Genomic DNA, 14574 nt, shown 5'->3' on the forward strand with positions numbered 1-14574 from the left:
GCATCAACTCCGATGCGGTACGCCCCCATTGCCTTTCGACGTGTTCAGGCGCGGGGGAGCCGGACCGATCTCGCACCAGACCGCCTTGCCCTCCCCACGAGGCTCGATGCCCCAGCAGGTGGCGACGGCGTCCAGCAGGAGGAGGCCCCGCCCGGAGGTGGACGTCTCGCCCGGTGTGCGGCGCCGTGGCCAGACGCTGGACCGGTCCTGGACCGACAGTCTGATCCGTCGGACGGGCTCGGGCAGGACCTCCAGTGTGAGTACTGCTCCGCCCTCCGTGTGCAGCAGTACATTGACCAGCAACTCCCCGGTGACCAGCTCGGCGTCGTCCGCCAGCTCGGCCATCTCCCAGTCCGAGAGGGCCTGGCGCACGATGGCGCGAGCCTCCGAGAGCCCTTCCGGGTCTGCCTGGTGGATGTACTGGTGCAGCCGCGGAGCGCGAGGCGATCCGAGGTCCGGGCTGCGCCGCAGTACGAGCAGGGCCACATCGTCCCCCGAACCCCAGCGTTCCCACAGCCGGTCCGACAGGTGGTCTGCCAGTTCCTCGGCCCCGGCGGGCCCGTCGCTGACCTCGTGGATCAGTGCCGCCACTCCCACGTCGACATCGGCCCCGGGTTCCTCGACCAGCCCATCGGTGTACAGGACGAGCGTCTCGCCGGGCACCAGATCGAGACGGGTCTCCGGGTACTCCTCGTCCCTGAAGGCCGTGGAGATGCCGAGCGGAAGCCCTCCGCGGACCTGAGGTGTCCCGACCCGTCCGTCGCTGTGCCGGATCAGTGGTCCGAAGTGTCCGGCGCGCACCACGCGGACGGTGCCCGTGGCGAGGTCCACCTGTGCATACGTACATGTGGCGAAGCGATCCGTGTCCAGCTCGGCGAGGAAGCGGGAGGCGCGTGCCAGCACCGTCGACGGCGGGTGGCCCTCGCCCGCGTACGCACGCAGGGCGATGCGCAGCTGGCCCATGATCGCGGCGGCGTGGGTGTCGTGGCCCTGTACATCGCCCACCACGATGCCGAAGCGGTTCTTGGGGAGGGCGATCACGTCGTACCAGTCGCCGCCGACCTGGCGGCCGCTCCACGCCGCGTGGTAGCGCACCGCGATCTCGCCGCCCTCGATCTCCTGGATCCGCCGCGGGAGCATGGCCGACTGGAGACCGGTTGCGAATTCACGTTCCTCGTCGAACAGTATCGCCCGCTGCAACGACTGCGCCACGATGGCGGCCAGCCCGAGGCAGAGGATGCGTTCGTCGGCGCTGAACACCGTGCGCTCGCGGTAGAATAGCGCCAGCCCGCCCAGGGAGCGCGCCTGAGCCACGAGCGGGAGGTACGCGGCCGCCCGGAAGTTCAGCCGCCCCACATGGGGCTCGAGCGCCGGATAGCGCCGGACCAGAGAGGCGAGCGAGGTGATGAAACGGGGGCGTCCGCTCAGGATCGTGTCCCCGAGGGGGAGGCCGGCGTCGAGTGCACCCGAGCCCAGACCGTCCAGGACCTCCAGGGAGTCCCCGCTCAGCGCGATGATGTTGAGCACGGAATTCTCCACCAGCCCGAGGGCCACACCGTCGGCTCCGAGACCGGTCAGCCCGCCAGGGCCGGTGAGGGCGGCGGTCACGTCGTCCACCGTCACCGCCCGGGACATCGCACTCGTTGTGCGTTCAACGATGTTGGTCTGGCGCTGATGGCGTTTTTCCAGATCGGACACGAAGGCCGAATGGGTGACCTCCGCCGTCGCATCCCTCACCACGCCGATGACACGGTGTGCCCGGCCGTCCACCGACCGCAGGATCCGCGCCTGGACGTGGGTCCACTGGCGCGACCCGTCAGCCAGGGGCACCTGGAAATGGACGCTGTACGAATTGTGGCCGCCACTGATGGCCTCGTTGATCGTCATCTCCAGCCGGGCACGCTCCGTAGGATCCAGCCGCTCCAGCACCGTGGACGGGCGCCTGTCGAAGGCCGCCGGATCCACCCCGAAGACCATCAGACCGGCTTCGTCGATGTCCAGGATCCGGGCGTCCAGGTCCCACTCGAAGCTCCCGGTGCGGTTCATGGCGAGGCGCTCCGCCGTACCGGTCTCGCAGCTGGGGCTCCGGCCGAACCCGGCCTCGTCCGGGTCTGCGGGAACTGCTGGCCGTGAAGAGTCGGTCATGCGCGCTCCGGAGGTCGTCCGGCGGGCCTGCTGGACGTCGCGGGCCCGTACATCTCAATTGTCGAGCCACGGCTGCGGGACTGCCACAGCGGTTTCACCGGAGCCCCGGCTCCGGGCCCTCACCGCGGACGTCGCAGAATGGCACGCAGAGATCTCCCACGGCTGACCGGAGCGCACACATGTATGACGACGAGCCCGTCCTGCTGCACACCGAGGGCCGTATCCTCCACATCACTCTCAACCGGCCCCGGGCCCTGAACGCCCTGACGCACACCATGGTGCGGAGGATCGACGAGGCACTCAGCGCGGCCCAGGACGACGACGCGGTCACCGCGGTCCTGATCAGCGGGGCCGGTGACCGAGGTCTCTGCGCGGGCGGCGACATCCGGTCGATCTACGAGGACGCCCGGGCCGGCCGCAGCGCCTCCCTGGACTTCTGGCGCGACGAGTACCGCCTCAACGCCAGGATCGCCCGATTCCCGAAACCGTACGTGGCCCTCATGGACGGCATCGTCATGGGCGGCGGGGTGGGGGTGTCGGCCCACGGCGACGTCCGTGTCGTCACCGAACGTTCCCGCGTCGCCATGCCGGAGACCGGTATCGGGTTCGTCCCCGATGTCGGCGGTACCCGCCTCCTGGCAGCGGCGCCCGGCGAGCTCGGCACCCACCTCGCCCTCACCGGGCAGGCCGTGAACGCGGCCGACGCCCTCGTGTGCGGCCTGGCCGACCACTTCGTCCCGTCGAACCGTCTGACGGACCTGACCACGGCGCTCTCCCGGAGCGCCAGCCCCGCCGAGGTGACGGACACGGTACTCCGGTACACGGATACGCCCCCCGAAGGGGAACTCGTCTCCCAGCGCCCGTGGATCGACGACTGCTACGCGGCCGACACCCTCGGGGAGATCATCGAACGGCTCATGGACAGCGGCATCCCCGCAGCGAAGGAGACCGCCGAGACACTCCGCACCAAGTCGCCCACAGCGCTCGTGGTCACCCTGGCCGCGGTGCGCCGGGCCAAGCGCCTCGGCAGTCTCGAAGAGGCCCTCGACCAGGAGTTCCGGGTCTCCTGCAGGGCTTTCACCGGACCCGATCTGGTGGAGGGCGTCCGTGCCCGGATCATCGACAAGGACCGCAACCCCCGGTGGAATCCCGCGCTGCCGGGCGACGTCACCGACGCCGACGTCGCCCGCCACTTCGAGCCCCTCGGCGACCAGGAACTCGGTCTGTCCTCACTCTGACCCCGCGGCCGGCCACCGGCACGCGTTCACAGCTCTCCCGGCCCCGCCACCACCCGGAACGGGACACCCAGGAGGTCTGCCGCCGCCCTGAAATCCTTCGCACGGTGCCCCGTGCACACCGTCCAGTGGTGGCCGATGCCGGTGGCCGACCAGGCATCGACCCACTCACCGGGGTCGAAGCCGAAGTCCACACGAGACGTGGTGTTGCCGATCTCCAGCAGCGGACCGGGGACGACCTCGCCCTCCGAGGCGACGAAGACGAACGAGCCGTCCGCCTCCTGCCCGACGCCGAACGTGGTCATGGGGCCGTGCCGCACATCGAACTCGACGCTGACACCCCAGCCGCGCTTGCCGTGATAGACGCCGAGGCCCCGAAGCAGCGGGTTCTCGGCGCTGATCCCCAGGTGGGCCGGGCCGTCGTGCCCCATCTCGACGACGCCGTCGCTGAAGTTCAGGGCCTGCAGTTCGGTGAAGGATCCGCCGGCGCCCATGGTGTCGGCGATCAGCATGGCGAGACTCGTACGGAGCTCGTACTCACCCGCGACGGGGACCCCGCGCGCGGTGAGCAGAGAGGAGCCGAGGATCATCCCCGCACCGAGCCGCTCGTGTATCTCCCCGTCGAGCCCGCGGTGGTAATAGGCGAGGCTGTCCAGCGCGAAGCCCTCGACGAGCCGGTCCAGACCCACCGAGACCCGTGCCGCCCAGCCGAGGTCGGACTCGTCGACCGAGTCGTCGAGCGTGAACACACTCCGGGCCAGCGCGACCCGGTCGGCGGTCTCCTCGTCGGTCACCGCCGCGACCCGCACCCGCAGATCGTCGAATTCCAGGACCTCGACATGGCCCCCGAACTGCGCGGACACCAGCGTCATGTCCGTCGAGACGTCCAGCATCCCCGGATAGAGATGCCCCATGAGCCCATGTCGGCCATGGCGCAGGGCGCCCCGCACACCGGCTGCGGAGATCCACCGGCCGATCCGTTTCCAGGCGTTCTCGTCCCGCAGATACCCGGAGACCGAGCGGAAGGCGATTCCGCTGCGCCGGAACACGTTGGCGACCTCCGGCAGCGGACACTGGCCGCAGTAGGCCAGCCACTCACCCGTGCCGGTGTTCGGGTGGTCCATCGCCTCCGTCGGCTGCAGATCGATGACCAGCACCGGAGTGTGAGTGCGCTGGGCGATCGGCAGGACCATCGAAGCGGTGAGGTAGGTCGTCAGGAACGTCACCACGATGTCGCAGTCGGCCTTGCGGAGCTGCTCCGCAGCACGGGCCGCCTCCTGCGGATCGGAGATGAATCCGGCGTCGACGACCTCGCAGCCCATCTCCTCGAACCGTCGCGTCACGAAGCGTGCCGATTCCTGCAGCTGTTCCAGGAGGCGGGGGAACTGCGGCCAGTAGGCGGCCAGTCCGCCGGCTACGAGGCCGACCCTGGTACGTCGTCGTGCGGTGCGCAGGAGTGCGCTGTCGGGCACGGCAGTGGGTACGTCGGACATCGGGATTCCCTTCATCTGTTCCAGCCGGCGCTCAGGCGCCGGGCGACGCGCCACCACCGGGGGAGCGGGGCGCGCTTACACCCGTGCCGGCCCCAGGCGGTCCGCGGCCCTGTCCCAGGCCCCCGGATCCCCCTGCGGCGTGTAGTGACGCAGCTCCTGCGTACGTGCGACCAGACGCCGCGTGTCGGCCGTCCCGCCCACCAGCCCGTGGGCCCGCGCCTGGAGCAGCACATTGCCGAGCGCCGTCGCCTCGGCCGGCCCCGCGGTGACGGGCAGGCCCGTGGCGTCGGCGGTCCACTGGCACAGCAGTTCGTTGCGCGAACCACCCCCGACCAGATGGATCCTCGACAGCTCGCGGCCCGCCAGCTGGGCGGCCCGGCGCAGCGTCCTGCGATGGGCGAGCGCCAGGCTCTCCAGTACGCACCGCACGTAGCCGCCGGGGCCGTCCGGCGGCGCCTGACCCGTCCCGGTGAGCACGGCGTCGATCCGCGACGGCATGTCACCCGGTGCCAGGAAGACCGGATCGTCCGGGTCGATCACCGCGGCGAACGGCCGGGCACGAGCCGCATCCGCGAGGAGCCCGGCCAGACTCGGGGACCCGCCCTCGCGCTCCCAGGTACGGCGGCACTCCTCGAGCAGCCACATGCCCATGATGTTGCGGAGGTAGCGGACGGTCCCGTCCACCCCTCGCTCGTTGGTGAAGTTCGCGGCCCGGGACTCCTCGGACAGTACGGGCGCGTCCAGTTCGAGACCGGCCAGCGACCAGGTTCCGCACGAGACGTACGCGAAGCCCGGCTCGGAGGCCGGAACCGCGGCCACGGCCGACGCCGTGTCGTGCGACGCGACCGCCGTCACCGGCGTGCCCGCCGGCAGACCGGTGAACTCGCTGACGTGCGGCAGGAGCGTGCCCGCCGGGTCGCCCGGTTCACGCAGCGGCGGGAACAGCGAGCGCTCCAGGCCGAGCCGTCCGATCAGCGCATCGGACCAGGTGCCGGTCCGCGCGTCGAACAGACCGGTCGTCGACGCGTTGGTCACCTCCGCGCCCACAGTCCCCGTCAGCCAGTACACCAGCAGATCCGGCATGAGCAGCAGCGTCCGCGCCGCTTCCCACTGCGCCGTGGACCGATGGGCGGCGAGCTGGAAGACGGTGTTGAACGGCAGGTGCTGCAGACCACTGACGGCATACAACTCCTGTGCACCGCACACGGCCAGCACCGCGTCGGAAGCGGAGGCGTTGCGGCCGTCCCGGTAGTGGAACGGGAGACCCAGCAGCGCCCCGTCGGAGTCCAGCAGACCGTAGTCCACGGCCCAGGTGTCGATGCCCACCGACGTGACGGGGCCGCTGCGGGCCGCGGCGCGCAGACCGTCGAGCATCCCCTGATACAGGGAGAGCACGTCCCAGCGGAGCCCGTCGGGCAGCCGCACCGGAGTGTTGGCGAACCGGTGCACCTCGGTCAGCACCAGCTCGTCGGGGCTGACCCTGCCGGTGATCACCCGACCGCTGGTGGCACCCAGGTCCACCGCGGCGAACACCGGGTCGTGTCGTGAAGTCGCAGACATGGAGCTCTCATCCGATCCGGGCGGGGCCGCGCCCCGGGGAGGTTCACAGGACCGCTCCCCGAGGTGCGGCCGGCCGCACGTGGTCAGCGCAGGAAGGCCGCCGCCACACCGGCGTCGACGGGAATGTGCAGGCCGGTGGTGTGCGTGAGGTCTCCGCCGGTCAGTGCGAAGACGGCGTTGGCGACGTGCTCGGGAAGCACTTCGCGTTTGAGGATTGTGCGCTGGGCGTAGAACTCGCCGAGCTTCTCCTCCTCGATGCCGTACGTCGCCGCGCGCTGGGCACCCCAGCCCGCGGCGAAGATCCCGGAGCCGCGCACCACGCCGTCCGGGTTGATGCCGTTGACCCGGATGCCGTGCTCGCCCAGCTCGGCCGCCAGCAGTCGTACCTGGTGCGCCTGGTCGGCCTTGGTGGCCGAGTAGGCGATGTTGTTCGGCCCCGCGAACACGGCGTTCTTGGACGCGATGTAGATGATGTCGCCGCCGAGGTTCTGCGCCTGCATCACCCGCGCCGCCTCCCGGGACACCAGGAACGAACCGCGCGCCATGATGTCGTGCTGGAGGTCCCAGTCCCGGGCCGTGGTCTCCAGCAGCGGCTTGGAGATGGAGATCCCCGCGTTGTTCACGACGAGGTCCACACCGCCGAAGGCGAGTACCGCCGCCTTGAACGCGTCGGTGATCTGATCCTCGTCGGTCACGTCGACCGTCACGGCGACGGCCTTGTCCGGCCCGCCGAGCTCCTCCGCCACAGAGGCGGCGTTCTCCGCATGGAGGTCCGCGACGACCACACAGGCGCCCTCCGCGACGAGCCGGTGCGCGATGGCCCGGCCGATGCCCGACCCGGCACCGGTGACCAGCGCGACCCGGGTGGCCAGCGCCTTCGGTTTCGGCATCCGGCGGAGCTTCGCCTCCTCCAGGTCCCAGTACTCGATGCGGAACTTCTCGGACTCCTCGATCGGGGCGTAGGAGGAGACCGCCTCGGCACCCCGCATCACGTTGATCGCGTTGAGGTAGAACTCTCCGGCCACCCGGGCGGTCTGCTTGTCCTTGCCGAAGGAGAACATGCCGACCCCGGGGACCAGCACGATCGCCGGGTCCGCGCCTCGCATCGCGGGTGAGTCGGGGGAGGCGTGGCGCTCGTAGTACGCGCGATATGCCTCGCGGTACTGCCCGTGCAGTTCCCCGAGGCGGGCCACGGCCTCGTCCAGCGGCGCGTCGGCGGGCAGGTCCAGAACCAGAGGGCTGACCTTCGTCCGCAGGAAGTGGTCCGGGCAGGACGTGCCGAGGGCGGCCAGGCGCGGGTGCTCGGCGCGGGAGAGGAATTCGAGCACCGGCGCCGTATCGGTGAAATGTCCCACCTGCGGACGGTCCGTGGACGCGAGACCCCGGATCACCGGTGCGAGGGCCGCAGCCCGCTCCCGGCGCGCCCGTGCCGTGAGGGCCTCCCGGCCGGGCAGGACCGCACCGAACGGCTCGGGCCTGCCGCGCTCCTCCAGGAACGTCTCGGCGGTACGGATCATCCAGAGCGCGTTGCGTTCGCACTCATCGGAGGTGTCGCCCCAGGCCGTGATGCCGTGACCGCCCAGGACGACACCGACCGCCTGCGGGTTGGCCTCCTTGACCGCCGCGATGTCCAGACCGAGCTGGAAGCCGGGGCGGCGCCAGCCCACCCAGGCCACCCTGTCGCCGAAACACTCGGCGGTGAGCTTCTCACTGTCGGCCGAGCAGGCCAGCGCGATGCCGGAGTCCGGATGCAGGTGGTCGACGTGAGCGGCCTCGACGAGGGCGTGCATGGCGGTGTCGATCGACGGTGCGGCGCCACCCTTGCCGTGCAGGCAGAAGTCGAAGGCCGACACCATCTCGTCCTCGCGCTCCACCCCCGGATACACGTCCTTGAGCGCCCGCACCCGGTCCAGCCGGAGCACGGCGAGGCCGGCCTCGGTCAGCGTGCCGAGGTCGCCGCCGGAGCCCTTGACCCAGAGCAGCTCGGCCTCGCCGCCGGTGACCGGGTCGGTCTCCGTCGCTTTGGCGGAGGTGTTGCCACCGGCGTAGTTGGTGTTGCGCGGGTCGGATCCGATCCGGTGGGCGCGCTCCAGGAGCGCGGCGACTTCGGCGTGCGTCGCGGACGTCATGAGGGTTCCTTCGAGGTGAGAGGGCGGGCGGGTGCGCGGAGCGTACGGGGCAGGGCTCAGGCGCCCCAGCCGGCCTGCTCGCCGCCGACCCGGTCGGTGGCGATGCGCTCCTGGTTGCCGGAGGCGAGATAGGCGGCGAACGGATTCCGTGCCAGGCCCAGTTCCTCGCGGACCTCGGCGAGCAGCGGGCGCACGTCGGTGTTGAACGCGTCCATGAGCACGCCGTTCGAAGCGAGGACGTCGCCGGAGCGCTGTGCCGCGGCCAGCGCCTCGGAGTCGATCAGCAGCGCCTTCGCGGTCGCTTCCTGCACATTGGTCACGGAGCGGATGACGGCCGGGATCTTGGCCTCGATGTTGTGGCACTGGTCGAGCATGAAGTTGACGTTGGTCTCCGCTTCGAGACCGCCGTTCTTGACCACTTCGTGCATGATGCGGAAGAGCTGGAAGGGGTCGGCGGCTCCCGCCATCAGGTCGTCGTCCGCGTAGAAGCGGGAGTTGAAGTCGAACGCTCCGAGCTTGCCCTCGCGGAGCAGGAACGCCACGATGAACTCGATGTTGGTTCCCGGTGCGTGGTGTCCGGTGTCCACCACGACCTGCGCCTTCGGGCCGAGCTTGAGGCAGTGGGCGTACGCCGTGCCCCAGTCCGGTACGTCGGTGGTGTAGAAGGCCGGCTCGAAGAGCTTGTACTCGAGCAGCATCCGCTGGTCGTCGCCGAGCCGCTCGTACACCTCGGCGAGGGCCTCCGCGAGCCGGTCCTGGCGGCCCGAGATGTCGTCCTGGCCGGGGTAGTTGGTGCCGTCCGAGAACCACAGCTTGAGGTCGGGCGAGCCGGTGGCCTCCATGATGTCGACGCACTCCAGCAGATGGTCGGTGGCCTTGCGGCGGACCTTCGGATCCGGGTGCGTCACCGAGCCGAGCTTGAAGTCGTCGTCCTGGAAGACGTTGGAGTTGATCGCACCGATCCGCAGTCCGAGATCCTCGGCGTGCCGGGTGAGCGCCGGGTAGTCCTCGACCTTGTCCCACGGAATGTGCAACGAGACCTTGGGGGCCACCCCCGTGTACGCGTGCACCTGCGCGGCGTCCGCCAGTTTCTCGAACGGGTCGCGCGGGACTCCGGGCTGGGCGAAGACCTTGAAACGGGTCCCGGAGTTGCCGTAGCCCCAGGACGGCGTCTCGATGACCTGAGACTTCAGAGCTGCCTTGACGGCCGACACATCAGACATGAACACCTCGTAAGCAGAGTCATCCGGCGACCGGTCAGGATCGGGGATGTGAATCGTTTCATCCGGAACGTACGCTAGGTTTGGCTGATGCTGCTAGTCAAGCAGCTAGTCAAGTTTCTTGTGGATTTGAATCAATTCATCGAAAGCGCTTGCTGTTCCGGCCGTTTTGACAGGTGACTAAAAGGTCACATATTTTGGTTCCATGGACGCCGTATTCAAGGCCCTGGCCGACCCGACGCGACGCGGTCTGCTCGACGAGCTGTTCCGTGAGGACGGGCAGACACTGAGTGCGTTGGAGGCCCGCTTCGAGATCACGCGGTTCGCGGTGATGAAGCACCTCAAGCTGCTGGAAGCGGCGGGCCTGGTCGTCACCCGACGGCGAGGCCGGGAGAAGCTGCACTTCCTGAACCCGGTGCCCATCCGGCTCGTCCACGACCGGTGGGTGAGCAAGTACGCGGAACCCTGGGCGGCAGGGCTCGGCGGACTCAAGAGCCGACTGGAGGATCCCATGGAGAAGGTCTTCGAGATCTACATCCACACCACCCCCGAGCGCCTGTGGGAGGCGATCACCGACCCCGAGATCCGGAGTAGGTACAACTTCGGCGCCCGCGTCACCTCCGACTGGACACCTGGCTCACGCTTCGAGATGGGCGCACCGGGAGCCCCCGGGCCGCTGGGGGAGGGCCAGAACCTCGAGGTGGATCCGCCGCGCAGACTGGTCCAGAGCATGGTGGCGCTCTGGAGCGACGAGGTGAAGGACGAGGGGCCCACGCGCATCACCTGGGAGATCGAGCAGGTCGGCGACTCCTGCCGGCTCACCGTCACCCACGACGAACTGCGCGAGGGCGCCAATGACGAGCTGTACGGCGGTTGGCCGATGATCCTCTCCGGCCTCAAGACCTGGCTGGAGACGGGCGAGCTCCTCACGACACCCGGTTCGCTCATGTACACCGACCAGTAGCGGAGGCCCCGCGGCGGTGGGCGCCGGCTCCCGCTGCCGGGGAGCGCGGCCCCCACCGAACACCGGGAACCGTCAGCGACCGGACCCGGACAGGCTCGGATGCAGCACCCGCACGAGGGCGAAGAGCCGGTCCTCGTTGCCGCTGAGACCCGCGCTTCGCAGGGCCTCGTCCGCCTCCTCGATCGGTGAGGCGAGCAGCGGCATGTACAGCGGAGCTTCGGCCGGGTCCGCGAGCACGGCGCGGGTGGCCTCCAGTAACCGGACGTACGCCTGCGCGGCGGCGACTTCGTGATTGCGCATCTCAGCATCTCCTGGTCAGAGGTGTCGGGCCGTCAAGCATCCCCCGCAGGTCTGACAACGCTTTTCCGGCCGGTCCGCAGGGCTCACCCGAGCCCCACGCGACCCGCACCGGCCGGCGGTTCGACCTCTATGAACCGACGGCGCCGAGGCCCCCTGTACAGCAGAGCCGTCCAGCCCAGCCTCCGCAGCACCGCGACGCATCCGCTCAGCGCCTCCTCCTCGTCGTGGGCCGCGCCGCTCCCCGCCGGACCGACCCATTCCACCCGCACGGAACCGGACCGTTCGCCCGCGCACACCCGGTATCCCGAGGCCGTCCGCTCCCCGGACACACGGACCGCCGACGCGGGAATCGAGGCGGCCTCCAGCGCCAGCGCAACGGCCCGCACCGGCCGGTGCAGCTCCCACTGTGCCGGTGTGCCCTCGGGGTCGCCGGGCCCCGTGTGGGTGAGCCGGCGGATCTGCAGCATCCCTTCGAACGCCGTCCGCACCGCCCCTGCCCGAGCGTCCCGCGGCCCGGGATCCGGCGGGCCGTCACCGGTTGCGGGCTCGAACCCGGTCTCCTGCGAAGCCCCCATGAACCGTCCCCTCCGCCGACACCGCTGTGCTGATGAGTCCAGTGTGCGCTGCCCCACCGACAGTGGTGTGACAGCCCGGATAGGCTTCGTCCCCACACACCGGAGGAATGAGGCACGTGCCCGACAACGACCCGACCGCCGCAGCCGTGACGGATCCTGCCGCTCTGCGGGCCGACTGCGCGAACTGTTTCGGGCTGTGCTGCGTAGCGTTGACCCTGACCGCGTCTGCGGACTTCGCGATCAACAAGGAAGCGGGCGACCCCTGCCGCAACCTGCAGGAGGACTTCCGCTGCGGGATTCACACCCGGCTGCGTTCGGAGGGTTTCGCGGGGTGCACGGTGTACGACTGCTTCGGTGCCGGCCAGAAGGTCTCCCAGGGGACCTACGGCGGCCGGGACTGGCGGCAGGCCCCTGACAGCGCCCGGCAGATGTTCGAGGTCTTCCCGGTGATGCGACGGCTCCATGAACTCCTGCGGTACCTCACCGAAGCGCTCGCGCTGCCCGACGCCGGACCCCTCCACACCGAACTCCGCAACGCGCGGGACTCCACCGAACGCCTCACCCTCGGCACGGCCGAGGAACTCGTGGAACTGGACGTGTCGGTGCACCGCGACGGGGTCGCCGCCCTGCTGGGCAGGACGAGCGAGCTCGTACGCGCCACCGCCCCCCGGGGCAGGAAACGCAGTCACCGGGGCGGCGACCTCATCGGAGCTCGCCTCAAGGGCGCCGATCTGCAGGGTGCCGACCTGCGCGGCGCCTATCTCATCGCGGCCGACCTGCGCGCCGCGGATCTGCGCCTGGCCGATGTCATCGGCGCCGACTTCCGGGACGCCGACCTGGCGGACGCAGACCTGACAGGCGCCCTCTTCCTCACCCAGACGCAGCTGAACGCGGCGAAGGGCAACGCCGCCACACGGCTGCCCCCGTCCCTCACCCGGCCCACGCACTGGGTCGGCACCCCGCCCGGCGGAGAGTGAAACACCGGTAACCGGCCCAGCGGCCCGCGTTCTGCGCATGCGCGGGCAGGGCTCCCGGTCCGCCTTTAGAGGTCCTAACAGAAGTCTCTGGTGGTGTGACTGTCGGCTTGGATGCTCGTTGGGCTGTTCGTGGGGAAGGGAGAGTCGCGCCCGTGGCTCGTCTCGGATGAACTGTGTTTGCTGATCGAGCCGTTGCTACCTGTTCCAGGCCCGAAGCTGGTGGCCGGTCGGCCGAGAGTGCCTGACCGGCAGGCACTGTGCGGGATCCTGTTCGTCCTGCATATCGGGATCCAGTGGGAGTACCTGCCGCAGGAGCTGGGTTTCGGTTCGGGCGTGACGTGCTGGCGCCGGCTCGCTGCCTGGAATGAGGCCGGTGTCTGGGACAGGCTCCATGTCGTGCTGCTGGCCAGGCTACGAGCGGCGAACCAGCTCGACTGGTCGCGGGCGGTGATCGACTCCTCCCACGTCCGGGCCGCTCGGCGAGGCCCAAAAGCGGGCCCAGCCCGGTCGACCGCGCACGGCCGGGCAGCAAGCACCACATCCTCGTCGACGGTCAGGGCATCCCCCTCGCGGTGTCTCTGACCGGCGGAAACCGCAACGACGTCACCCAGCTCATGCCGTTGCTTGCCAAGATCCCGTCGGTCCCGGGGCTCGTTGTACGGCCGCGTCGACGGCCCGACGCGCTATTCGGGGACCGCGGTTACGACCACGACAAGTACCGCCGCCTCGTCTGGGCTCGGGGCATCAAACCCGTCATCGCCCGCCGCGGCGTCGCCCACGGTTCTGGCCTCGGTGTTCACCGATGGGTTGTCGAGCGCACCATCGCCTGGTTCCACGGCTTCCGACGTCTCCGCGTCCGCTGGGAGAGACGTGATGATATCCACGAAGCCTTCCTCGGCCTCGCCACCTGCCTCATCACCCACCGCCACGTCCAACGCCTTTGTTAGGACCTCTAAAGGGAGGTCTTCCCCGTGGGGTGCCTGCGGCCGGCGGTCCGCGCCCATGCGACGAGCCCGTTTTCGCGAGCCGACCGGAGCCGAATGCGGGCGGCAGATTCCGGGAACCGTGCGCAGAGCGCAGGGGCGGGCCCGATCAGTTGGCCGACGTGTTCCGTGTCATCTCGGCTGCCTCGGTGATGGCGCGTTGTCTGAGATCGCCCAACAGATGCATCGTGACGGCGGCCAGGACGTCGTCCCCGCCAACAGTCCGCCCGTCCCCGCGACGGGTGGACAGGGCGAGGAGGGGGTTCTTGAGCAGCGGGCCCGGGGCTGGCTCGCCTGGCACCACCAGACTGACCGTCCCGAACCGCTTGACCCCGCCCTCGCGGACGACCTTGGCTGCGTCCCGGGCCAGGGCCGTCAGGAACACGCTCGCGATTCCGTCCAGGTCGCGGACCATCGCCGGGACCGCCCTCACCCCCCGGCTCCCCAGCAGCCTTCTCACCCCGGCCTCGAACCGGTGGGCGCCAGCCACACCACTCGGTGTACGCGCCCCGCGGCGCTCACGAAGAGACACGAGCGCACCATCGGCGTTGCGTACCTCGCCCATCAGGCCGTGGAAGGTCGGGCTGTGCAGGTACCACGCCGATCCCACCTCCGCCTCGACGTTCCGTTCGATCGCCGAGATGAGGTCCTTGGGAATCAGCTTCTTCCTGGCCTCCTCGGCCGCCGCGCTTCTCGCGCCGTCGATGATCTCCGTCAGCACGGTCTGCGTCACCGACGCGGCGGCCCACGCGGCCGGCCGGGAAACGTGCAACGAGGTCACGTCCCTGAAAACCGCTTTGACGAGCTGAGGCTTGAACGGCAGGTCGGTCACGACGGAAGGGGTCTGCGGACCGCTGCGCTCGGTGCGTAGGGGTTGTGTGGTCATCGAAGAATGTGCTTTCTGCTGTCGGAGGTGTCAGTGGCCCATGCCGCACCGGGCTGCGAGGCCACAGAGCTCTACGGAGGGCGCCGAGCCGACACAGGGCTTGCCGG

At 69.8% G+C, this 14574-nt stretch carries 12 protein-coding genes; 4 read left to right on the forward strand and 8 right to left on the reverse strand.

The genetic code is table 11. The features are described from left to right. Positions 1 to 3: 3 nt before the first annotated feature. Positions 4 to 2145, reverse strand: a complete 2142-nt coding sequence (locus OG927_RS32275; RefSeq protein WP_056788791.1) for a SpoIIE family protein phosphatase — start codon at positions 2143 to 2145, stop codon at positions 4 to 6. 179 nt (positions 2146 to 2324) lie between these two features. Between OG927_RS32275 and OG927_RS32280 the strand changes: the two genes are divergently transcribed. Then, positions 2325 to 3383, forward strand: coding sequence for an enoyl-CoA hydratase/isomerase family protein (locus OG927_RS32280; RefSeq protein WP_330321232.1), 1059 nt, complete (start codon positions 2325 to 2327; stop codon positions 3381 to 3383). A gap of 26 nt (positions 3384 to 3409) precedes the next feature. Here the strand turns inward: OG927_RS32280 and OG927_RS32285 are convergent, their stop codons facing one another. The 4 genes from OG927_RS32285 to rhaI all read right to left on the reverse strand — a co-directional run bounded on the left by OG927_RS32285 (position 3410) and on the right by rhaI (position 9785). Next, positions 3410 to 4873, reverse strand: coding sequence for an L-fucose/L-arabinose isomerase family protein (locus tag OG927_RS32285; protein WP_330321233.1), 1464 nt, complete (start codon positions 4871 to 4873; stop codon positions 3410 to 3412). A gap of 75 nt (positions 4874 to 4948) precedes the next feature. After that, the gene (locus tag OG927_RS32290; RefSeq protein ID WP_209471609.1) at positions 4949 to 6433 is read right to left on the reverse strand and encodes a rhamnulokinase; all 1485 of its coding nucleotides are present in this window, start codon (positions 6431 to 6433) and stop codon (positions 4949 to 4951) included. An 83-nt stretch (positions 6434 to 6516) separates the two neighbouring features. Continuing rightward, positions 6517 to 8562, reverse strand: coding sequence for a bifunctional aldolase/short-chain dehydrogenase (locus OG927_RS32295; protein WP_330321234.1), 2046 nt, complete (start codon positions 8560 to 8562; stop codon positions 6517 to 6519). A 56-nt stretch (positions 8563 to 8618) separates the two neighbouring features. Continuing rightward, positions 8619 to 9785 carry an L-rhamnose isomerase gene (gene rhaI / locus OG927_RS32300; RefSeq protein WP_330321235.1) on the reverse strand — a complete coding sequence of 389 codons (1167 nt, stop codon included), beginning with the start codon at positions 9783 to 9785 and terminating at the stop codon, positions 8619 to 8621. Positions 9786 to 9987: 202 nt separating this feature from the next. On the opposite strand from rhaI, the gene OG927_RS32305 reads away from it, so the two are divergent. Continuing rightward, on the forward strand, positions 9988 to 10746 hold the full coding sequence (locus OG927_RS32305; RefSeq protein ID WP_330321236.1) for an ArsR/SmtB family transcription factor: 759 nt from the start codon (positions 9988 to 9990) through the stop codon (positions 10744 to 10746). A 72-nt stretch (positions 10747 to 10818) separates the two neighbouring features. On the opposite strand, the gene OG927_RS32310 is transcribed toward OG927_RS32305, so the two are convergent. After that, positions 10819 to 11046 (reverse strand): hypothetical protein, encoded by a 228-nt coding sequence (locus OG927_RS32310; RefSeq protein ID WP_330321237.1) that lies wholly within the window; start codon positions 11044 to 11046, stop codon positions 10819 to 10821. Positions 11047 to 11129: 83 nt separating this feature from the next. Next, a complete protein-coding gene (locus OG927_RS32315) occupies positions 11130 to 11621 on the reverse strand; it encodes a hypothetical protein (RefSeq protein WP_330321238.1) in 492 nt (163 codons plus the stop codon). Between the two features lie 116 nt (positions 11622 to 11737). On the opposite strand from OG927_RS32315, the gene OG927_RS32320 reads away from it, so the two are divergent. Next, a complete protein-coding gene (locus OG927_RS32320; RefSeq protein ID WP_056788812.1) occupies positions 11738 to 12598 on the forward strand; it encodes a pentapeptide repeat-containing protein in 861 nt (286 codons plus the stop codon). Between the two features lie 111 nt (positions 12599 to 12709). Then, positions 12710 to 13545, forward strand: a protein-coding gene (locus tag OG927_RS32325) for an IS5 family transposase (RefSeq protein ID WP_330321239.1) whose coding sequence is annotated in 2 segments (ribosomal slippage) — positions 12710 to 13085 and positions 13085 to 13545 — 837 coding nt in all. Because the reading frame shifts where the segments join, the coding sequence is not laid out codon by codon here. Positions 13546 to 13690: 145 nt separating this feature from the next. Here OG927_RS32325 and OG927_RS32330 read toward each other — a convergent pair. Further along, positions 13691 to 14467, reverse strand: a complete 777-nt coding sequence (locus tag OG927_RS32330; RefSeq protein WP_056788818.1) for a hypothetical protein — start codon at positions 14465 to 14467, stop codon at positions 13691 to 13693. Positions 14468 to 14574 lie beyond the last annotated feature (107 nt).

Source organism: Streptomyces clavifer (assembly GCF_036345975.1).
In the GTDB taxonomy this organism is placed as follows: domain Bacteria; phylum Actinomycetota; class Actinomycetes; order Streptomycetales; family Streptomycetaceae; genus Streptomyces; species Streptomyces clavifer.